General features: G+C 71.6%; 21 protein-coding genes and 1 tRNA gene. 10 read left to right on the top strand and 12 right to left on the bottom strand.

The features are described 5' to 3' along the window. The first annotated feature begins 381 nt into the window (after positions 1-381). The 5 genes from ACP7BP_RS19925 to ACP7BP_RS19905 are packed head-to-tail and all read left to right on the top strand — an operon-like array spanning position 382 to position 3,721. Positions 382-705, top strand: a complete 324-nt coding sequence (locus tag ACP7BP_RS19925; RefSeq protein WP_426247226.1) for a hypothetical protein — start codon at positions 382-384, stop codon at positions 703-705. Between the two features lie 23 nt (positions 706-728). Beyond that, entirely contained in the window at positions 729-1,505 is a 777-nt protein-coding gene (locus tag ACP7BP_RS19920; protein ID WP_426247225.1) for an SURF1 family protein, read from the top strand. 4 nt (positions 1,506-1,509) lie between these two features. Beyond that, entirely contained in the window at positions 1,510-1,863 is a 354-nt protein-coding gene (locus ACP7BP_RS19915; RefSeq protein ID WP_426247223.1) for a DUF3817 domain-containing protein, read from the top strand. Next, positions 1,860-2,693, top strand: coding sequence for a patatin-like phospholipase family protein (locus tag ACP7BP_RS19910; protein WP_426247222.1), 834 nt, complete (start codon positions 1,860-1,862; stop codon positions 2,691-2,693). The genes ACP7BP_RS19915 and ACP7BP_RS19910 overlap by 4 nt, the downstream gene beginning before the upstream one ends. After that, on the top strand, positions 2,690-3,721 hold the full coding sequence (locus ACP7BP_RS19905) for a 1-acyl-sn-glycerol-3-phosphate acyltransferase (RefSeq protein ID WP_426247221.1): 1,032 nt from the start codon (positions 2,690-2,692) through the stop codon (positions 3,719-3,721). The genes ACP7BP_RS19910 and ACP7BP_RS19905 overlap by 4 nt, the downstream gene beginning before the upstream one ends. Before the next feature lie 12 nt (positions 3,722-3,733). Here ACP7BP_RS19905 and ACP7BP_RS19900 read toward each other — a convergent pair whose 3' ends face one another. Further along, positions 3,734-4,354 carry a hypothetical protein gene (locus ACP7BP_RS19900; RefSeq protein WP_426247219.1) on the bottom strand — a complete coding sequence of 207 codons (621 nt, stop codon included), beginning with the start codon at positions 4,352-4,354 and terminating at the stop codon, positions 3,734-3,736. A gap of 174 nt (positions 4,355-4,528) precedes the next feature. Here ACP7BP_RS19900 and ACP7BP_RS19895 point away from each other — a divergent pair, with 174 nt between their 5' ends. Continuing rightward, positions 4,529-5,044 carry a peptidylprolyl isomerase gene (locus ACP7BP_RS19895; RefSeq protein WP_426247218.1) on the top strand — a complete coding sequence of 172 codons (516 nt, stop codon included), beginning with the start codon at positions 4,529-4,531 and terminating at the stop codon, positions 5,042-5,044. Between the two features lie 13 nt (positions 5,045-5,057). Beyond that, positions 5,058-5,993 carry a rhomboid family intramembrane serine protease gene (locus ACP7BP_RS19890; RefSeq protein ID WP_426247216.1) on the top strand — a complete coding sequence of 312 codons (936 nt, stop codon included), beginning with the start codon at positions 5,058-5,060 and terminating at the stop codon, positions 5,991-5,993. A gap of 252 nt (positions 5,994-6,245) precedes the next feature. Here ACP7BP_RS19890 and ACP7BP_RS19885 read toward each other — a convergent pair whose 3' ends face one another. Continuing rightward, complete coding sequence (locus ACP7BP_RS19885; protein ID WP_426247522.1) at positions 6,246-6,743, bottom strand: cell division protein CrgA; 498 nt, start codon at positions 6,741-6,743, stop codon at positions 6,246-6,248. Between the two features lie 149 nt (positions 6,744-6,892). On the opposite strand from ACP7BP_RS19885, the gene ACP7BP_RS19880 reads away from it, so the two are divergent. After that, entirely contained in the window at positions 6,893-7,597 is a 705-nt protein-coding gene (locus tag ACP7BP_RS19880; protein WP_426247214.1) for a DUF881 domain-containing protein, read from the top strand. On the opposite strand, the gene pknB is transcribed toward ACP7BP_RS19880, so the two are convergent. The 7 genes from pknB to ACP7BP_RS19845 are packed head-to-tail and all read right to left on the bottom strand — an operon-like array spanning position 7,551 to position 16,466. Next, positions 7,551-9,404 carry a Stk1 family PASTA domain-containing Ser/Thr kinase gene (gene pknB, locus ACP7BP_RS19875; protein ID WP_426247212.1) on the bottom strand — a complete coding sequence of 618 codons (1,854 nt, stop codon included), beginning with the start codon at positions 9,402-9,404 and terminating at the stop codon, positions 7,551-7,553. The genes ACP7BP_RS19880 and pknB overlap by 47 nt on opposite strands. Beyond that, positions 9,401-10,948 carry a serine/threonine-protein kinase gene (locus ACP7BP_RS19870; RefSeq protein WP_426247210.1) on the bottom strand — a complete coding sequence of 516 codons (1,548 nt, stop codon included), beginning with the start codon at positions 10,946-10,948 and terminating at the stop codon, positions 9,401-9,403. Before ACP7BP_RS19870 ends, pknB begins: the two co-directional genes overlap by 4 nt. Beyond that, entirely contained in the window at positions 10,945-12,414 is a 1,470-nt protein-coding gene (locus tag ACP7BP_RS19865) for a peptidoglycan D,D-transpeptidase FtsI family protein (RefSeq protein WP_426247209.1), read from the bottom strand. The genes ACP7BP_RS19870 and ACP7BP_RS19865 overlap by 4 nt, the downstream gene beginning before the upstream one ends. Further along, entirely contained in the window at positions 12,411-13,817 is a 1,407-nt protein-coding gene (locus ACP7BP_RS19860) for an FtsW/RodA/SpoVE family cell cycle protein (protein ID WP_426247207.1), read from the bottom strand. Before ACP7BP_RS19860 ends, ACP7BP_RS19865 begins: the two co-directional genes overlap by 4 nt. 5 nt (positions 13,818-13,822) lie before the next feature. Further along, on the bottom strand, positions 13,823-15,259 hold the full coding sequence (locus ACP7BP_RS19855) for a PP2C family protein-serine/threonine phosphatase (RefSeq protein WP_426247205.1): 1,437 nt from the start codon (positions 15,257-15,259) through the stop codon (positions 13,823-13,825). Positions 15,260-15,265: 6 nt separating this feature from the next. Beyond that, entirely contained in the window at positions 15,266-15,739 is a 474-nt protein-coding gene (locus tag ACP7BP_RS19850; protein ID WP_426247203.1) for an FHA domain-containing protein FhaB/FipA, read from the bottom strand. After that, the gene (locus ACP7BP_RS19845) at positions 15,732-16,466 is read right to left on the bottom strand and encodes an FhaA domain-containing protein (protein ID WP_426247201.1); all 735 of its coding nucleotides are present in this window, start codon (positions 16,464-16,466) and stop codon (positions 15,732-15,734) included. The genes ACP7BP_RS19850 and ACP7BP_RS19845 overlap by 8 nt, the downstream gene beginning before the upstream one ends. A gap of 185 nt (positions 16,467-16,651) precedes the next feature. On the opposite strand from ACP7BP_RS19845, the gene ACP7BP_RS19840 reads away from it, so the two are divergent. After that, positions 16,652-16,735: transfer RNA gene (locus ACP7BP_RS19840), tRNA-Leu, on the top strand. Positions 16,736-16,841: 106 nt separating this feature from the next. Here ACP7BP_RS19840 and ACP7BP_RS19835 read toward each other — a convergent pair. After that, a complete protein-coding gene (locus tag ACP7BP_RS19835) occupies positions 16,842-17,609 on the bottom strand; it encodes an SDR family NAD(P)-dependent oxidoreductase (RefSeq protein WP_426247200.1) in 768 nt (255 codons plus the stop codon). Positions 17,610-17,732: 123 nt separating this feature from the next. Here ACP7BP_RS19835 and ACP7BP_RS19830 point away from each other — a divergent pair, with 123 nt between their 5' ends. Further along, positions 17,733-18,167 (top strand): Rrf2 family transcriptional regulator, encoded by a 435-nt coding sequence (locus tag ACP7BP_RS19830; protein ID WP_426247198.1) that lies wholly within the window; start codon positions 17,733-17,735, stop codon positions 18,165-18,167. Positions 18,168-18,320: 153 nt separating this feature from the next. Here the strand turns inward: ACP7BP_RS19830 and ACP7BP_RS19825 are convergent, their stop codons facing one another. Together ACP7BP_RS19825 and ACP7BP_RS19820 are read right to left on the bottom strand one after the other, a co-directional pair. Beyond that, on the bottom strand, positions 18,321-18,779 hold the full coding sequence (locus ACP7BP_RS19825) for a RidA family protein (protein WP_426247196.1): 459 nt from the start codon (positions 18,777-18,779) through the stop codon (positions 18,321-18,323). Positions 18,780-18,831: 52 nt separating this feature from the next. Beyond that, positions 18,832-20,513: acetyl/propionyl/methylcrotonyl-CoA carboxylase subunit alpha (locus ACP7BP_RS19820; protein ID WP_426247194.1), on the bottom strand; the 1,682-nt coding region annotated here is incomplete at its 5' end.

Genomic DNA, 20,513 nt, shown 5'->3' with positions numbered 1-20,513 from the left:
CCAGACACCGTCCAGACACCGTCCAGACACCGTCCGACGCCGCCGGACCCGACAACACGTGGCCGGGCGCCCGCCCGGCCCGGCGAGGTCGACCACCCCCCGGTCGACCGGCACCAGGCGGCGTCCCGCGGGCCTCCCCCCAAGTCCCAGGGCCCGCGGGGCGCCGTACCCCGCTCCAGGGGATGCGGACCCGAGAACCGACAGTCACGACCCGAGGCCAAGATGAACGCAGTGGAGAACGTCGCGGACGCGACGGTGCCCGGTCCGAGGAGACCGCTGCCGACACGGCAGCTACATCCCAGGCTGGAGGCCCTGCTGCGGCGCGTGCAGGATGCCGAACGAGCGGCGGTCGGCGCGGATCGCCGTCCCATGTTCCGGCTGATGCGCGAGATCCTCGGTGCCTGCCTCAGCCTCGGTGTTCCGGGTCAGCTCCTCGCTGACTGCCTGGGCACCAGCCGGGACTCCGTCCGCAACCGCGCCGCCAGCCCGGACGGCGTCATCGCCGCAGACCTGATCCAGTGGCTCACCGACCTCAGCCCGGCCCAGCTCGACCGGCTCGCGGGCGCCCAGCTCCACCACCACCTCGACCCCCAGAGCGGCGCGGTGACCTACTCCACCGCCGACGTCATCCGGGCGCTGCTCAACACCCCTCGACGGGACGGATCCGTCGCGCAGGACGCGGCCGACGCCCGCGAAGGGCGTTGACCACCCCTCGTTAGGCTTCCCGCGTGACCCCGCCGCGCCTGCTCCGCCCGAGCGCGCTCGGTGTCCACCTCCTCGCCCTGCTGCTGACCGGCATCGCAGTGTGGCTGGGGTTCTGGCAGCTCGATGCCTGGCAGGCGCACCGGCAGGCCGAGGCCACCGACCTGACCCGCACGGAGCCGATGCCGCTCGTGGACGCGATGGGGCCCGACGACCCGTTCCCGGGCAACCTGGTCGGCCAGCCGGTGACGGTGGCCGGCAGCTGGGTTCCTGACGGCACCGTCTACGTCGAGGGTCGCGAGCACGACGGCCGCGACGGCGTCTGGGTGGTCACCCCGCTCGCCGTCACCGGACAGGCGGACGCGGCCCTGCTCGTGGTCCGTGGCTGGGCGGCCACGGCGGCCGACGCCGGTGAGCCGCCCACCGGTGCTGCGCAGCTGACCGGGTGGCTCCAGCCCCCCGAGGGCACCGGCCAGCGCGACGAGGATCCCGACGACGACCTGCTGCCCCAGCTGCGCATCGCCGACGCCATCCAGCACGTCGACCAGGACCTGTACGGCGCCTACGCCGTCGTCGACCCCGACGCGACCCAGACCAACCCGGGCACCGAGGCGCTCGCGCCCGCCGACCTCGAGCAGCTGCCCGAGGCCGGCCGGCTCACCGCGCTGCGCAACCTGCTCTATGCGATCGAGTGGTGGTTCTTCGGAGGCTTCGCCGTCTTCATCTGGTGGCGCTGGATGCGCGACGACGCTGCCCCAGATGAAGGCCGGGCCGACCAGGATGCGGACGACTCGGTAGTTTGACCGGGTGCGCAAGCTCTTCACGACCTACCGCGTCCTGGCCCTCGTCGTCGGCCTCCTGCTCGTCGCCCTGGCCGCCGGGATGGTGCTCAAGTACGGCCTGAGCGAGGGCGGGAGCCTCCAGACGTTCGGCGACAGCCTCACCAGCGTGGTGGCGGTCATCCACGGCTGGGTCTACATCGTCTACGTCGTCGTCGCCTTCCTGCTCTCGCGGCGAGCCCGGTGGTCGCTCGGGTTCCTGGTCGTGATGCTGCTCGCGGGCCTGATCCCGCTGCTGATCTTCTGGGTCGAGCACCGCGTCGCCAGCCGGCTCCGCACCGAGCACCCCGAGCTGCGGCAGCCGGCGCGAGCGACCGGGTGACCACCGCGTTCGTGCTGGGCGGAGGCGGCGTGCTCGGCGCCGTCGAGGTCGGCATGCTGCGCGCCCTGCTCGAACGCGACATCCACCCTGACCTCGTCCTCGGCACCAGCGTCGGCGCCCTCAACGGCGCCCTGGTCGCCCGCGACCCGACGCTCGCGGTGATCGACCGGCTGACGGAGCTGTGGCACGACACCGCCCGATCCCGCGACGTGTACGGCGACCGGCCGCTGCGCACGGTCAGGCGCGTGATCTCCACCGGCACGCACGCCTTCTCGGCGCTGCCCCTGAGCCGCCGGCTGCGCGAGGAGTTCGGCGAGCTCACCCTCGAGGAGCTGCCGGTGCGCTTCCAGGTGTGCGCGGCGAGCATCGAGCGCGCGGCCGAGCACTGGTTCAGCACCGGGCCGGTGGTCGACGCCGTGGTCGCGAGCGCCGCCGTACCCGGGCTGCTGCCGCCGGCCAGGGTCACCACCGAGCACGGGGTCGAGCACTTCCTCGACGGCGGCATCGTCAACTCCATCCCGGTCGGCCGCGCCGCCCAGCTCGGCGCGACGCGGATCTTCGTCCTGCAGGTGGGCCGCATCGACCGCCCGCTGACCCCGCCGAGCCGGCCGTGGGAGGTGGCGCGGGTCAGCTTCGAGATAGCCCGCCGGCACCGGTTCTCCCGCGAGATGGCCGAGCTGCCGGATGGGGTCGTCGCGCACGTGCTGCCGGCGGCCGGCACCTCCGCGCGCGACGACACGCTCCGGGCGCACCGCGACTTCGACGGCATCCTGCGACGGATCGACGCGACGTACGACGCCAGCGCCGACTACCTGGCCCGGCTCGGATGATCTGGGCGGTCCGGCGGCTGCTCGTCGCACCCGCCCTGATCGGCCTCACCGTGCTGATCTGGGTGACGCTGCCACTGTGGCTGATCGTGGCGGCCGCGCTGTCACCCCTGGTCGCGAAGGTGCTGCCGGGCAAGTGGCGGGTGCTGCGGGTGGGCTGGGTGGCGATCCTCTACCTGACCTGCGAGTCGGTGCTGCTGGTCGTGCTGTTCGGGCTGTGGCTGGCCAGCGGGTTCGGCTGGCGGATCCGGTCGCCGTACTTCGCCGGGATCCACTACGACCTGGTCGAGGGCGTGCTGGTGGTCTTCTTCCGGGAGGCCCGCCGGGTGCTGCGGCTCTCGATCCACACCGACGGCCCGGCGCCCGACCAGCACCCCGACAAGCCGATCCTGGTGTGCTGCCGGCATGCGGGACCGGGCGACTCGTTCACGCTGATGTACGCGCTGCTGCACTGGTACGGCCGCGAGCCGCGCGTCGTACTCAAGGACACGCTGGCGTGGGACCCCGCCATCGGCGTGCTCCTGCGACGCATCCCGGCGCGCTTCATCTCGCCCAACCCCGGACAGGGTGAGGACCTCGAGTCGCAGATCGCGGCCCTGGCCGGGCAGCTCGACAGCAACGACGCGTTCGTGATCTTCCCCGAGGGCGGCAACTTCACCCCGCAGCGGCGCGAGCGGGCGATCGCGCGGCTGCGCAGGCTCGGCCTGGAGCGGATGGCCCAGCGCGCCGAGGAGATGATCCACGTGCTCGCGCCGCGACCGGGCGGCTTCCTGGCCGCTCTCGACGCGGCGCCGGACGCCGACGTGGTGATGGTCGCGCACACCGGTCTCGACCACCTGCTGACGGTGGCCGACGTGTGGCGCGAGGTGCCGCTCGACAAGCGGATCATCATGCGGTGGTGGGAGGTGCCGCGCGACGAGATCCCGGCGGGCCGGGACGAGCGCATCGAGTGGCTCTACGAGTGGTGGGCCAGGATCGACGACTGGATAGCAGAGAACCGGCCGGAGGATCTCTCCACCGGCCGGTCCTGAGCGCTGAACCTGCTACGACTTGTCGTTGCGGGCGTCGTCGACGTCGATGACCGTGGCGGGGTCGTCGGGCGTGGTCGAGGGGTGCGGCTCCTCGACGGCGTCGGCGACGGCCTCGCCCGGGGTGCCACCGGCGCTGTCGTCGCTGGTGCCGGGTGCGGCGTGCGTCCCGGGGGTCGAGGTGGACGGGCTGGTGGGGGCCGGCGTCGGGGTGTACGACGACTCCCAGCTGTCCTCGGTCTGGCCGCGCAGCTTGTTGAAGAGGAAGCCGCCCAGGGCCAGCAGGCCGCCGAACAGCAGGAACTTCTTGAGCTTGCCGCCCTTGGGCTCGGGCTCCTGACCGCGCAGCGTGGCCACCCGCGCAGCGGCCAGGTCACGGCCGATCGACGCCTTCTCGGCGGCGATGGAGGCTCCGGTGGACGCCTTGTCGGCGGCCACCGCCGCGGCCTCGGCGGCCTTCTCAGTGGCGATCTGGCGACCCTGGGCGATGAGTGGGGCGGCCTTGGCCTGCGCGTCGCGGGCCGACTCCTTGCCGCTCTCCAGCGCCGACTCGAGGGCGGACTCGATCTGGGGCAGGACCGACTCGGCGAACTCCGAGGCCCGATCCATCAGTGTCTGCTTGCGGCGCAGTCGCATGTGGCCAACCTTTCTTCGGTGGGACTCCATCTCACCATGCCGCGCCAACCGGGGCTACAGCCAGTCCGATGAACGGCTCGACCGGGCGTCTGCCGCCTTGCGGCTCGTGGCAGGATCGCCCGTGCACTTCCCGCACCGAGCACCACCACACCACCGTCGAATCGAGAGGCAGCCATGGCTGACCAGCAGGCCACCCTGAAGACCAACAAGGGTGACATCGTCATCAACCTGTTCCCCAACCACGCCCCCGAGACCGTGGCCAACTTCGTGGGCCTGGCCGAGGGCACCAAGGACTACAAGGACGACGCCGGCCGCAGCGGCGAGCGCTACTACGACGGCCTCGGCTTCCACCGCGTCATCGACGGCTTCATGATCCAGGGCGGCTGCCCGCTCGGCACCGGCACCGGCGGCCCGGGCTACACGTTCAAGGACGAGCCGCACCCCGAGCTGGTCTTCGACAAGCCCTACCTGCTCGCGATGGCCAACGCCGGCCCGTCGACCAACGGCTCGCAGTTCTTCATCACCCTCGGCCCCACGCCGCACCTGAACCGCAAGCACACCATCTTCGGTGAGGTGGCCGACCAGGCCTCGCGCGACGTCGTCGACGCGATCGGCAAGGTGCCGACCGGCGCGATGGACCGCCCGACCGAGCCCGTGGTCATCGAGACCGTCGAGATCACCGGCGCCTGAGTCACCCGCCGACGTGACCGAGCCGACCGCCCCGGCCGGGGTGCCGACCTGCTACCGGCACCCCGATCGGGAGACCTACATCTCCTGCCAGCGCTGCGGCAAGTCGATCTGCCCTGACTGCATGCGCGACGCGGCGGTCGGCTTCCAGTGCCCTGACTGCGTGGCGGAGGGTGCGAAGTCGACACGGTCCGGCCGCGCGGCGTACGGCGGCCGGCGGTCCGGCGACCCCACGCTGACGTCCAAGGTGCTGATCGGCATCAATGCGGCGGTGTGGCTCCTGGTCGTGGCGACCGGGGGTGCGGGCAGCCGGCTCTACGACGTGCTGGCGCTGCTGCCCGCCGGGCGGTGCGTGCCCTCGGGCTCGTCGGGCCAGTACTTCCCCGGGGTCTCCGAGGCCGCGTGCGTGAACTCGGCCACGGCCCAGTGGATCCCCGGCGTGGCCGACGGTGCGGTCTGGCAGCTGCTCACCAGCGCGTTCCTGCACGTCGAGATCTGGCACATCGGCTTCAACATGCTGGCCCTATGGGTGCTCGGCCCGCAGCTCGAGGCCGCCCTGGGCCGGGCCCGCTTCCTGGCGCTCTACCTGCTCTCGGCGCTGGCCGGGTCGACGCTGGTCTACCTGCTGGCGGCCCCGCAGGGCTCGACCCTCGGCGCGTCGGGCGCGGTCTTCGGGCTGATGGGCGGGCTGCTCGTGCTGGCGTTCAAGGTGCGCGGCAACGTCTCCCAGCTCCTGATGTGGATCGGCATCAACGTCGCCATCACCGTGGTCGGACGCGGCTTCATCTCGTGGCAGGGCCACCTCGGCGGGCTCGTCGGCGGTGTGCTGATCGCCGCGATCATCGTCTACGCCCCCCGGCCCCGCCGTGGCGCCGTACAGGCCGTCGGTCTCGGCGCCCTCACCGCCGTGCTCGCGGGGCTCGTCGTGGCCCGCACCCTCGCGCTCACCTGAGCGGGCTTCTCTGGCGCCGTGATCCCGGGGTAGTGATCCCGGGCGTCGTGATACCCGGATATCCGGGTATCACCGCGCTTCGCGGGCGTTGCAACCCCCTCGAAGCGCAAGGAAGCCCCGCGAAGGTTCTCCACAGCTGTGCACAGACCTGTGCAGAACTACAGGCTTGTAGTTCGAGGGAACGACGCCCCGAAATGCCGACGACCCGCCCCGAGGTCCTCGGGGCGGGTCGACGCACAGCGTGCGGCTCGGCTACTCCCAGCGCGTCGCGAACGTGAAGCCCACGCCCATGAAGGCGATGCCGACGAGCAGGTTGTACTGGCCGAGATCGTTCATCACAGGGATCTTGGGCAGCGAGTCGGGGTCGCTGACGACGTAGAACGTGCAGATCCAGATCAGCCCGATGACGAAGCAGCCGAGCATGCCGACGACCACGCCACGGCCGCGGCCGAGCGGGGTGGCGGGATGCGCGGAGGCGGCCAGGCCGAGCATCAGGAGCCCGAAGCCGATCGCGTAGTTCCACTTGCCCAGGTCGGCCATGAAACCGGGTCCACCCGGCTTCGGCGCGGGCAGGACGTCGGGGTCGACGCGCACCCCGAGGTAGTAGTAGACGATCCAGGCGATGCCCACCACCACCAGCAGCAGCGCGATGACGGCCCGCGGTGTGATGATGGGGCCCGAGGTTGGGTCGCGGTACTTGCTGGGCGTGGACTGCTTGGCCACCGGTGGATCCTCACTGCTCTGCGTCAGTTGCGACGAGGTCGGATACGACAGGCACGCGCGTACGGCGCGCCCACCGGGGGGTTAGCGTAGTCGCCATGCCGCACGGCTCCCACGCAAGCCCCGACACGCGCCCTTCGCGCGCGCCTCGGTCACGGCTGTGGCAGATCGGTACGCCGGTGGCCTTCCTCCTCAGCGGGGCCCTGTTCGTGGTCAGCGCGGACAACAGCGACGGCACCGATCTGCGGCCGGGTCGCTACACCGACCTGGCGTCGGTGGTGCGGGCCGAGCGCAGCGAGGCGAACCGGCTCACCGAGCGGGTGGCCACCTTGACCCAGCAGGTCGAGGGGCTGAGCTCAGGTCTCGGGGACCGCGCGGTCAACCGCCACCAGCGGCGCATCGAGGAGCTGCAGGACCCCGCCGGCCTCACCCCGAGGACCGGCCCGGGAGTGACGGTCACGCTGACCGACGCGCCCCAGGAGCTCATCGAGACCTCCGCCGAGAACCCCAACTTCCTGGTCGTCCACCAGCAGGACATCCAGGCCGTGGTCAACGCGCTGTGGCGGGGCGGGGCGACGGCGGTGACCGTCCAGGGCCAGCGCATCATCTCCACCACCGGCATCAAGTGCACCGGCAACACGGTCACCCTTCAGGGCGTGCCCTACTCGCCGCCGTACGTCATCACCGGCGTGGGCAACCAGGCTGGGATGCTGGGCTCCATCGACGTCGACGAGTACGTCCAGCGCTACCGGCGCGACGCCTCCAACCCCGACATCGCGGTCGGCTGGGGGCTCGAGCTCACGCCGCTCGTCACGGCCCCGGCGTACGACGGCCTGCTCAGCCTGACCTTCGCTCAGGCGTTGCCGGCGGACGCACCCGGCTAGCCGGCGTCAGCGCCGGGGGCGGCTCGGTCGTCGGTGGCCCGGTCGGCGGTCCCGTCGGGGGTGCCGTGGGCGGCCCGGTGGGGGGCGCTGTGGGGGGCGCTGTGGGCGGCTCGGTCGGCGGGACGTAGGTCGACACGAAGATGGTCACGGTCGTGCCCTCCGGCTGCTCGCTGGCCGGCGGGATCTGCCGGACCACCGTGCCGGCCGGCTCCGTGGTGTCGCTGTCCGGCACCGCCTCGGGCTTGAACCCGGCCTCGGTGATCGCCTGCTCGGCGGCCTTCTGCCGCATGCCGACGACGTCGGGCACCGTCTCGGGGCCGTCGGACCACGAGAGGGTCACGGTCGAGCCCTCGGCCACGCTCTCGCCGGCGGGGGGGCTCACCTCGATGACCTGGTCCTGGGGCTCGTCGGACTCCGCCTCCACCAGCTTGACCTTGAGGTTGCGGGCGCGCAGGTCGTCGCGGGCCTGGCCCTTGGGGAGACCGACGACGAACGGCACCTCCACCTCTGGCTTGCCGGTCGACACGACGAATCCGATGGTGGTCCCGGGCTCGGCGTAGACGTCGCGGTTGGGGTCCTGCCGGATCACCGTGTCGGCGGGGTCGTCTGCCGATGGCTCGTGGTCGACGCGTCCGACGGTGAACCCGGCCGAGCCGATCTCCGAGCGCGCCGCCGACTCGGTGAGGCCGAGGAGGTTGGGCACCGGCGTCTTCGTGCTCTGCTCGTCGAACATGCGGGGCAGCAGGAACGCCGCCCCCGCGATCAGGGCGATGACGAGCAGGCCGAGCACCACCATGAGGGTGGTCCGCGGGCCACGGTCGTCGCGCCCGTCGACCGGCCGCTGTCCGGTCGGCGGACCGAGGGGCGGCTGGTGGCCGGTGGCCTGCGGCACGACCGTCGTGGGCGGTGCGACGACCGGCGGCGGCACGACCTTGGGCGCCTGCACCGGGCTCCCGGCGAGGTAGCGCTCGATGTCGGCGCGCATCGCGGCCGCGCTCTGGTAGCGGTCCTCGACGCGCTTGGCCAGGGACTTCATGACGATCGCGTCGATCTCGGGCGTCAGCTCGGAGTCGAGGTCGCTCGGGGGTACGGCGGGCTCCCGAACGTGCTGGATCGCGACCGCCACGGGCGAGTCGCCCACGAAGGGCGGCCGACCGGTCAGCAGCTCGTAGAGCAGGCAGCCGGTGGAGTAGACGTCGGAGCGGGAGTCGACGGTCTCGCCGCGGGCCTGCTCGGGGGAGAGGTACTGCGCCGTACCCACCACCGCCGCGGTCTGGGTCATGGTGTTGGCGGCGTCGGAGATCGCGCGGGCGATGCCGAAGTCCATCACCTTCACGTCGCCGCTCGGCGTGAGCATCACGTTGCCGGGCTTGATGTCGCGGTGGATGATGCCCGCGCGGTGGCTGTAGTCCAGGGCGGACAGCACGCCGCTGGTGATCTCGAGAGCGCGCTCGGGAAGGATCTTGCGCCCCTCGCGCAGGATGTCGCGCAGCGTGCGCCCCGCGACGTACTCCATCACGATGTACGGCTGGGCGACCCCGTCGTGACCGTCGTCGGCCTGCTCCTCGCCGGTGTCGTAGACCGACACGATTGCCGGGTGGTTGAGCGAGGCCGACGACTGCGCCTCGCGCCGGAAGCGAGCCTGGAAGGTGGCGTCGCTGGCCAGGTCGGTGCGCAGCCGCTTGACCGCGACGGTCCGTCCCAGCCGCGAGTCGGTGCCCTTGCGCACCTCGGCCATGCCGCCACGACCCAGCAGCTCGCCGAGCTCGTAACGACCGCCGACCACGACCGGCTCGGGCTTGCTCATCGATCACCTTCCACGTGTTGCTGGGCGGGGGACGGCGTCTGGGTGGGTACGACGGGTGTCGGCGTCCCGCCAGGCGTCGGGGTCGGGGTGGGGAGCGGCGTCGGCGTCGGGCTCGGCGTCGGAGTCGGGGTCGGCGTCGGGGTCGGGGTCGGCGTCGGCTCCTCGGTCGGAGTCGGCTCGTCGGTGGGGGTCGGCTCCTCCGTCGGCTCCTCGGGCGGGGCGCCCCAGAAGCTGACCGTCACCCGGTCGCCGTCGGTGAGGTCGCCCGACGGCTCGACCGCGGTGACCAGGCCCTGCTGCTCGTCGCCGGGGTTGTCGATCTCGTTGCGGGAGACTCGCAGGCCGGCGCGGGTGAGCTCGCGGGCCACGTCGCGGATGTCGCGGCCGATGTAGTCGTCGGCGTCGACGGTGATCGTCTCGGGCGCCTCCTCGCTGGGTGGCGGCGAGCTCGACCGGGTCTCCGAGGGCGACGTCGGCGCGGGGTCGGGGTCGTCGCCGCCACCCGCCATCAGCTGCCAGACGACGACGGCCGCGATGCAGACGGCGGCGAGGAGCAGCAGCCACGGCCACACCGGCGCCTTGCGACCAGCCGGGGCGGCGGTCTGGGTCTGCGCCGTGACCGGGGCGGCGGGGGCCGCCGCCATGACCTGGGTCATGCCCTCCGCCGGAGTGCGCGTCGGCACGGGAGCGGCCACGATGGCCGTCGCCGCGGTGGCCGGGTCGCGCAAGGCGTCGGCGAAGGCCGCACCGTCGGGGTACCGGTCGGCGGGGTCCTTGGCCAGCCCGCGGCGTACGACGGCGGCGAGGTCGGCCGGCACGTTGCCCGGCAGCTCGGGCACCGGCTCGCGGACGTGTGCGAGGGCGGTGGCGACCGCGGTCTCGGCGTCGAAGGGCCGTCGGCCGGCCAGGCACTCGAAGGCCACCACGGCCAGGGAGTAGACGTCGGAGGCAGGACTGGCGATGCCGCCCTCGGCCTGCTCGGGGGAGAGGTACTGCGGGGTGCCCATCACCTGACCGGTCTGGGTCAGGGCCATCCCCTCGGCGGCGCGGGCGATGCCGAAGTCGGTGACCTTGACCTGGCGGTCGGGGGTGACGAGCAGGTTGGCCGGCTTGATGTCGCGGTGCACGATGCCGGCGGCATGGGCCGCGCCGAGGGCGTCGCCCACCTGGGCCAGCAGGTCCCGGGTTGCCGCGGCGTCGAGGGGCTGTCCCGGCCGCAGCAGCGCCGACAGCGGCTGGCCGTCGACCAGCTCCATGACGAGGTAGGGCCGGTGGGTGCCGGACCCGGGAGCCGGCGTCGCCTCGCCGAAGTCGTAGACGGCCGCGATGCCCGGGTGGTGCAGCGCGGCGGCGTGCCGGGCCTCCACCTCGAAGCGGGTGCGGAAGGTCGCGTCGTCGGCGTACTCCGCCTTGAGCAGCTTGATCGCGACGCTGCGGTCCAGCACCGAGTCGATGCCCTTCCAGACCTCGCCCATGCCACCCGTGGCGATCCGGGAGTCGAGGGTGTAGCGGCCGGCGTCGTCGACCGACGGGAGCTGGCTCACTGGTTGATCACCGCCTCCATCACCGAGCGGGCGATGGGCCCGGCGAGCCGGCCGCCGGCGATCTCGCCGCGCTCGATGCCGGCCTTCTCGATCATCACGGCCACAGCGACCTGCGGGTCGTCGGCGGGGGCGAAGGACACGAACCAGGCGTACGGCGGCACCTCGGGGTTGCCGCTCTGCGCGGTGCCGGTCTTGCCGGCCACCTTGATGCCCGGGATGGCGGCCGGGGAGGCGGTGCCGGTGTCGACCGTGGCCACGAGCAGGTCGGTCAGCTCGCTCGCGGTGGTGGACGAGACGGCCTGGGAGAGCTCGCGGTCGCCGGTCTTGTCGAGCACCTGGAGGTTGGGGGAGCGCACCTCGTCGACGATGTAGGGCTTCATCACCGAGCCGCCGTTGCCGATGGCCGCGGCCACCATGGCCATCTGGAGCGGGGTCGCCGACACGTCGAACTGGCCGATGCCGGTCTGGCCGACCTGCGCCTGGTCGGCCTCCTCCGGGAACACCGAGGTGGCCTGCCCGCCCAGGTCGTCGAGGTACTGCGAGTTGAAGCCGAACTTCTCGGCCTGCTCGAGCATCGCGTCGGGCCCCAGCTCCACGGCGAGCGCGGCGAAGGTGGTGTTGCAGGAGTTCTCCATTGCCTGCACGAAGGGGATCCGGTTGGTGCCGCAGGAGCGGCCCTCGTTGTCGATGAGCCCGGTCGGACCGCTGGTCAGCGGCAGCTGGTAGGTCGGGCCTCCGGGCACCTTGGAGTCGGCGTCGTAGTTGCCGCTCTCGATCGCGGCGGCCGCGGTGACGAGCTTGAACGTCGAGCCTGGAGGAAGGCGCTTGGAGATGGCCCGGTTGATCAGCGGCTCGGCCTCGTCGTCCTCGAGGTCGTTGGAGGCGTCCGCGACCTCGCCGAAGCGGTGGCTGGCCAGCCGGTTGGGGTCGTAGGAGGGCACTGAGACCATCGCCAGGATCTTGCCCGAGGACGGGGCGATCGCCACGACCGCTCCCTCCACCGGGCCCGGCAGCCCCATCAGGCCGTCGTACGCCGCCTGCTGCGCCGCGGGGTCCAAGGTGAGCGTGACGTTGCCGCCCTTGGGCTCGGAGTTGGTGAACATGTCGACCAGCCGGGTGACGAAGAGCCGGGAGTCCTCACCGGACAGCACGTCGTTCTGGCTGCGCTCGATCCCGCTCTGGGTGAAGTAGGAGAACGCGCCGGTGACGGGGGCGTAGAGCAGCGGCTTGGGGTACTGCCGCTGGAACTTGTACTCGTCGTCGGATGGCACGCTCTCGGCGATCGCGTCGCGGCCCACCAGGATGGCACCGCGCTCCCGGGAGAACGCCGCTGCGATGACCCGCCGGTTGTTGGGGTCGCTGGCGAGGTCTCCCGCGTCGACGTACTGGACGTAGGTCGCGTTGACCATGAGCGCGAGGAAGAGCGCCATGCAGAAGATCGAGACCGCGCGGATGGGCTTGTTCATGACGGGAGCTTCACAACCTGGGTGGTGTCGGAGTCGCTGTCGTCGGGCACCGAGAGATCGGGCACCGGTCGCCTGGCCTGGTCGGAGATGCGCGACAGCAGCGCGATGATCACCCAGTTGGCGACCAGGGAGGATCCGCCGTACGACAGGAACGGCGTGGTGAGGCCGGTGAGCGGGATGAGCTTGGTGACGCCGCCGATGACGACGAAGACCTGGAGGGCGAACACGCTGCCGAGACCGAGCGCCACCAGCTTGCCGAAGCCGTCGCGGCAGATCAGGGCGGTGCGCAGGGCGCGCTCGACGATCAGCCCGTAGAGCAGGATCACCGCGATGACGCCGGTGAGGCCGAGCTCCTCGCCGATGGCCGCGACGATGAAGTCGGACTCGGCGAAGGGGACGCGGTCGGGGCTGCCGCCGCCGAAGCCGCGGCCGATCAGGCCGCCCCAGCCCATGCCGAAGAGCGCCTCGACGATCTGGAAGCTCTTCGCCCCGTCAGCGTCGGAGTAGAAGTCCATGGGGCGCAGCCACACGTCGACCCGCGTCTGCACGTGGGCGAAGGCGGTGTAGCCCGCGAAGGCGCCGAGCGCGAAGAGCCCGGTGCCGAGCACCAGCCAGCCGGGGCGCTCGGTGGCGACGTACAGCATGACCAGGAAGAGGCCGAAGAACAGCAGCGAGGAGCCGAGGTCGCGCTGGAAGACCAGCACGCCGAGGCTGACCAGCCACATCGCCAGGATCGGCCCGAGGTCGCGCCCGCGGGGCAGGTCGAGGAAGAGCAGCCGGCGGCCGGCGAGTGCGAGGGCGTCGCGGTGCGGTACGAGGTAGCCCGCGAACGCCACGACCAGCAGCACCTTGGCGACCTCGCCGGGCTGGAAGCTGAACGGGCCCACGAGGATCCAGATGCGGGCGCCGTTCTTCTCGGTGCCCAAGCCGGGCACCAGGGGGAGGAGCAGCAGCACGATCGCGGCCAGGCCGAAGGTGTAGGTGAACCGCTGCAGGACCCGGTGGTCGCGCAGCACCACCAGCGCGGCGATGAAGAGCACCACGCCGAGCGTCATCCAGGTCAGCTGCTGCTGGGCGAAGTCGTGCGGCCGGCCGGCGGCCTCCTTCGCGAGGTCGAGTCGGTGGATCACCGCCAGGCCCAGGCCGTTGATGGCGGCGACGACCGGCAGCAGCACCGGGTCGGCGTACGGCGCGGTGAGCCGCATCGTCACGTGCGCGGCCAGGATCAGCGCGGTCAGCCAGCCGCCGTACCCGACCAGGTCGGTGGGTACGACGCCCTCGACACCCAGGCCGACGGCGGCGTAGGCGCCGATGCCGACGGCGAGCGCGAGGACGAGCAGCAGCAGCTCCGCACCGCGGCGGCGCCGGTGCACGAAGCCCATCAGGCTGGCTGACTGCGACATCGCCGTCAGCCGGTGACCTGTTGGGCGGCCAGGTTGTCGACGGTCAGGTGCGCGTCCTCGAGGCTGTCGGCCTCCATGCCCTCACGGACCTGCTTGGCGTCGTAGTCGGAGAGCTCGGCGGTCGCGACGTCGGACGTCTCGTAGGGGCTGGACAGGTCGAGGCCGGGCACGTCGGTGTTGAGGCCGCGGTAGATCGTCACGACCCCGTCGTACTCGCCGACGTAGAACTGCTGCTGGGTCCAGTGCCAGGCGGCGGCACCGGCCATCCAGGCGATCCCGACGACGGTGGCCAGGAGCAGCACCCGCCGCACCCAGGCGTGGCTGCCCGGTGGCCGGGGGGCGTAGCGGGCGTCCTCCGGGTCGATCGGGTCCGCCGCGACGGCGTACGGCACCTCCGGCGGGAGGTCGACCTGCGCGCCGCCCACCGGCGGGATCTCTCCGGTGTCGCCGGACCGGTGGCCGCGGAAGAGGCCGCCCCGCTCGGCGGCCTGTGCCTTGCGGGGCAGCTCGGCCGCGGCGCCGACCAGCAGCGGCTGGTCGGCGCTGATCGCCTGCCCGGCTGCCACGACCTCGGCCACGACACAGGTGACGTTGTCGGTGGTGCCGGCCTCGAGGCTGGCGCGCACCAGCTCGACGGCGGCGAAGTCGGGGTTGCCGGAGCCGAGGATGTCGGCCATCCGCTCGTCGGGCAGGACGCCGCACGCCCCGTCGGAGCACACCAGGATCCGGTCGCCGACCTCGAGGGCGACGACGAAGAGGTCGGGCTCGACCTCGCGGATGCCGTCGATCGCCTTGAGGATGAGGTTGCGGTGCGGGTGGGTGCGCGACTCGTCCTCGGTGATGCGGCCCTCGTCGATGAGGCTCTGCACGAAGGTGTGGTCGTGGGTCAGCTGCGAGAGCTCTCCGCGGCGCAGGAGGTAGGCACGGGAGTCGCCGACGTGGCCCATGCCCAGCCGGTGGCCGTCGAAGAGCGCCACGGTCGCGGTGGTGCTGGTGCCGTTGAGGCCGGGATCCTCGTCGACCAGCTCGCCGATCCGGTCGTGCGCGCGGTGCAGCGAGCCGGCCACCTGGCCGAGCAGATCCTCCGCCGGGGCGACGTCGAGGCGGCGGATGACGCCGATGGCGGTGCTGGAGGCCAGGTCGCCGCGCACGGCGCCGCCCACCCCGTCACAGACGGCGAGCAGCCACGGTCCGGCGTACCCGGAGTCCTGGTTGTCGCGTCGTACCCGACCCACGTCGGAGATCGCGGAGTAGTCGAGGCGCATCGCGCTCTCGGCGTCCGGGGGTACGGCGTCCTCCCGCTCTGCGGTGTGCAGGTGCTCGTCGTCAGGGTGGATGTCCTCGCGGGCGCCGTCGTCGCCGTTGAGGCGGTCGAGGTCGAGAGCCATCCGGGTGTCGCGGATGACGGTGTCGTTCTCGGGATCGGGCGTGCGCTGGGTCATCGGCGCCTACTTCCGAAGCTCGAGGATCGTCTTGCCGATGCGGATCTGGGTGCCCAGGGTCAGCGTCGTGGGCTGCGTGATCCGCACCGAGCCGAGGTAGGTGCCGTTCGTGGAGCCGAGGTCCTCGACGAACCACTGGTCACCGGACGTGGCGACCCGGGCGTGCCGGGTGGAGACGTAGTCGTCGTCGAGCCGGATGGCGGCGTCGGTGCCGCGGCCGATGATCAGGGGTGCGTCGGCCAGCTCGGCCCGCGCGCCGGTGTTCTCGCCCTCGACGACGATCAGGTGGGTGGGCGCGCCGCGGCGCCGGCCGCCCTTGGCGGGCTTGGGGCTCTTGCCGGGCGACGCGTTGCCGCGGGCCGCCTCGGGCACCCGGGCACCGAACATGTCGGAGCGGATCACCGAGACGGCCGAGAGCACGAAGATCCACAGGATCGCCAGGTAGGCGAGCCGGATCAGGAACAAGGTGAGCTCAGACATCGCCGCCCTCGCCGGTCGAGCCCAGCCGCACCAGCATGGTGGTGTTGCCGATGCGGACCGTGCTGCCGTCGCGCAGCGAGGCGCGGGCCATCTTGTGGCCGTCCACGAGCATGCCGTTGGTGGAGCCGAGGTCGCGCACCGACAGGTCGAGTCCGGTTTCGCCGGACGCCGCGACCTGGAACTCCACGTGCCGCCGGCTCACCCCGGGGTCGTTGATGCGTACGTCGGCCTCGCTGCCGCGCCCGATCACCAGGCCGGGAGGGTTGAGCGGATGCCGGGTGCCGTTGATCTCGAGCACGGCGCGCACTCGCCGCGACGTGGTACGGGTGGCCTCGTCGGCACCGGCTCCGGTGACGGAAGCCTGTGCGCGGCTGCGGATCCGGAAGCGGCCGGTGGTCAGGTCCTCGGCCGGCTCGAACGAGATGGTCACCGGACCGGGGAACACGTAGCCCTGCTGGTCGGCGTGGTCCTCGAGCTGCTCGGTGAGCTCGCGGGCCATCGCGTTGTCGTACGGCGCGAGGCGGTCGAGGTCGGTGCCCGACAGCTCGACGTGGAAGTCGTTGGGCACCAGCCGGCGGTCGCGGCTTAGGATCTGGGCGTTGTTGTCCACCTCGCGCTGGAGCGCCGCGGAGATCTCCACGGGCTGCACCGCACTGCGGAAGGCGCGTGCGAAGGCGCCGGAGATCAGCTGTTCCAGCCGCTGCTCGAAGCGCTGCAGGCCTCCCACCACATCTCCTCCCCTCCGCTGTGAGTCCGCCGAGTAGGCGCACGAGTGCACCACTACCGGCCCGGCAGGGTCCGGGCTGCGACCGATGGTATCCGGGCGAGTGCCCACTCCCCGGCAGCCAGCCCGGGTGGTCCGCCCCCGTTTGGGACAACTCAGCGGCCTGGGATAGCCTTGGCCCGCTTCACGCGCGAGTGGCGGAATAGGCAGACGCGCACGGTTCAGGTCCGTGTGTCCGAAAGGACGTGGGGGTTCAACTCCCCCCTCGCGCACGTGTAGCGCCCGGCTCCGGCTGGGACGCGTCAAGTATCGAAGAAGGGCCCTCGGACCGGTGGAAACCGGTCGGAGGGCCCTTCGTCATGACGAGGCCGATCGTGCTCAGGCGTTGTAGCCGCCGTGTGCGTCCAGCTTGGCGCCCGTCACGTACGACGCTGCGGGGCTTGCGAGGAAGCCGATCGCCGCAGCGATCTCGTCGGGGTGACCCATGCGCTGCAGGGACAGGGAGCTCAGCAGGGACTCGAGCACCTGGGGGTCCGGCGGCTCCATACCGCTCTCCATCAGGCCAGCCTCCACGACGTTGGCGGTGATCCCACGGTGACCGAGGTCCCGCGCCACGCCCATGGTGTACCTCTCGATGCCCGCCTTGGTCGCCGAGTAGTCGGCAAGGCCCGGCACGCCGACCCGAGTCCCCAGACCTGAGCTCACCGTGATGATGCGGCCTCCCGTGCGCAGCACGCGTGCGGCTGCCCGGATGACGGCGATCACGCCCAGATAGTTCGTGGCGTGCATCTGGTCCAACGCCGCGATGTCCGCGTCCGGGTCGTCCACCGTGCGGCCCTGCTCCACTGAGATCGCCGCATTGTTGACGAGGATGTCCAGGCCTCCGAAGCGGCCGACCACGTCGTCGATGAGCGCAGCCGCGCGGCTCGTGTCGGCCTGGTCGGCCTTGAACGCCTCCGCATCCACTCCCTTGCCACGCAGGTCATCGACGACCGCTCGGGCGCGCGTGTCGGAACTGACGTAGGTGAACGCGACGCTGGCGCCGTGCTCTGCCAGCAGCCGCGCGGTCGCGGCTCCCAGTCCACGGGACCCCCCGGTCACCAGTGCGACCCTGCCGTCGAGGGGGCGGGTGAGGGGCTCGTTCATTCCTTGACTCCTTGCGATCGACTTCGTGCCTGAATGTCGCAACCATACTTGTTACGACAGGTTCGACGAAATCGTTACGGTTACGACAGTGTGATGCCTGCGGTACGTCGCGAGGAGGAGTCCATGAGTGCCAACAGCCGATTGACCATCGCCGCCCACGCGCTGGTCTGGATAGGGCTCTACCAGCGCAGAGGCCACGAGGTGGCCACCTCTGAGCAGATCGCGGGCAGTGCGAACACCAATCCCGTGGTGATCAGGCGGTTGCTCGGTGAGCTGCGGAGGGCGGGGCTGGTGGACTCGCGGCGAGGCCTCGGTGCGGGCTGGTCCCTGCGGCGCGATCTGGAGGCCGTCACCCTGCTCGAGGTGTACGAGGCGATCGACCCCGGTCCGCTGTTCGCGATGCACCGCGCCCAACCCGACCAGGGTTGCATCGTCGGTCACGCCATCCAGCCGGTGATGGAGCGGGTCTACGGCCGACTCGAGGAGACCCTGAGGCGCGAGCTGGCCCAGGTCAGTCTCGAGGACCTGCTCCAGGAAGTCCTGGCAAGTCCTCGCTAGCCCCGTACCCGGACCGAGGCCGGCCCGGTCCCCGAAACGCCGACCTCCCCGGTGCCGCGGAGCTGGTGTGGGGCAAGCTGCACCTGAGCGGAAGTCGCGAGCGCCGGCGGCGCGAAGCGCGACCAGGTCGGGCAGCGGTGTCGCTTCCTCGGGTCAGACCTCGACCAGGAGCTCGACCTCGACCGGCGCATCCAGTGGCAGCACGGGTACGCCGACCGCCGAGCGGGCGTGGATGCCGGCATCGCCGAACACCTTGCCGAGCAGCTCCGACACGCCGTTGGCCACGACCGGCTGCCCGGTGAAGTCCGGGGTGGAGGCGACGAAGCAGACGACCTTGACCACCCGCTTGACCAGCGCCAGGTCACCGACCTCGGCCTTGACCGCGGCGATGGCGTTGAGGGCGCACTGCTGTGCGCACTCGACCGCCTCCTCCTGGGAGACCTCGCCGCCGACCTTGCCGGTGAGCATCAGCTCGCCGGAGCGCATCGGCAGCTGGCCGGAGGTGAAGACGTGGTTGCCGGAGCGGACCGCGGGGACGTAGGCGGCGACCGGCTTGGCGACGGCGGGTACGGCGAGGCCGAGCTCGGCGAGGTGTACCTCGGGGTGCAACATGAGTTCTCCAGTGCTTGTCGGTTGGATTTGTTGGTTGGGCTTGTTCGGTTCTTCAGACCGCTGGGGACTGCTTGAGCTCGCAGATGACGGCGCCCTGGGTGAGGGTGGCGCCGACCTCGGCGTGGAGGCCGGTGACGGTGCCGGTCTTGGGGGCTTTGATGGGTTGTTCCATCTTCATGGCCTCGATGACGACCACCACGTCACCTTCGGTGACCTGGTCGCCCTCGCTGACGGCGACCTTGACGATGGTGCCTTGCATGGGGCTGGTCACGGCGTCGCCGGACGCGGCGGCGGCGGCCTTCGTGCGGGCGGTGCGCTTGGGTTTCTTCGCTGCCCCGTGGCCGGTGTTGAGGCCACCGAGGCCCCCGGGCAGGACGACCTCGAGGCGGCGGCCGTCGACCTCGACGGTGACCTTGTGCCGTTCAGCGGGCTCGTCGGCGTCGGCGCTGTGCCCGGCGTAGGGGGTGATCTGGTTGTCGAAGTCGGTCTCGATCCAGGTGGTGTAGACCGAGAAGGTGTGCCCGTCGCCGATGAAGGCGGGGTCCTCGACCACGGCACGGTGGAAGGGGATGACGGTGGGCATGCCGTCCACGACGAACTCGGCGAGGGCGCGGCGGGAGCGTTCGAGGGCCTGGGTACGGTCCGCGCCGGTGACGATGAGCTTGGCGATCAGGGAGTCGAAGGCGCCCGGGACGGTCTCGCCGTTCTGGTAGCCGCCGTCGAGGCGGATCCCGGGGCCGGTGGGTGGGGTCCAGGCGGTCAGGGTGCCGGGGGCGGGCATGAAGTTGGCGCCGCCGTCCTCGGCGTTGATGCGGTACTCGATGGAGTGGCCGCGGATGGCGGGGTCGGGGTAGCCGAGCTCCTCGCCGGCGGCGATGCGGAACATCTCGCGGACCAGGTCGATGCCGGTGACTTCTTCGGAGACGCAGTGCTCGACCTGGAGGCGGGTGTTGACCTCGAGGAAGGAGATGGTGCCGTCCTTCGCGACGAGGAACTCACACGTCCCGGCGCCGACGTAGCCGGCCTCGCGCAGGATGGCCTTGGAGGATTCGTAGAGCCTGGTGACCTGGTCGTCGGTGAGGAACGGTGCGGGGGCCTCCTCGACGAGTTTTTGGTGGCGTCGTTGCAGGGAGCAGTCGCGGGTGGAGACGACCACGACGTTGCCGTGGGAGTCGGCCAGGCACTGGGTCTCCACGTGCCGGGGCTGGTCGAGGAACTTCTCCACCAGGCACTCGCCCCGGCCGAACGCCGAGACCGCCTCGCGGGCCGCGGACTCGTACAGGTCGGGGATCTCCTCCAGGGTGTGGGCGACCTTCAGGCCGCGGCCCCCGCCCCCGAACACGGCCTTGATCGCGACCGGCAGCCCGTGGGCCTGGGCGAACTCCACGATCTCGTCGGCGTCGGTGACCGGGTCCGGCAGGCCCGGGGCGAGCGGGGCGTTCGCCCGTTGGGCGATCTGCTTGGCCTTGGCCTTGTCACCCAGTGCCTCGATCGCGGCGGGCGGGGGACCGATCCACACCAGCCCGGCATCGAGCACGGCCTGGGCGAACCCGGCGTTCTCGGCCAGGAACCCGTACCCGGGGTGCACCGAGTCGGCACCGGTCTTCTGCGCGATCGCGATGATCTTGGCGATGTCGAGGTACGTATCCGCCGGGGTCGAGCCGCCCAGCGCGTGGGCCTCGTCGGCCAACCGCACGAACAACGCATCCCGGTCCGGGTCGGCATAGACCGCCA

Source organism: Nocardioides sp. LHG3406-4, assembly GCF_049897745.1.
GTDB lineage: Bacteria > Actinomycetota > Actinomycetes > Propionibacteriales > Nocardioidaceae > Nocardioides.
The sequence above is the reverse complement of the archived record's forward strand: the minus strand, read 5'-3'. Positions and strand labels throughout refer to the sequence as shown.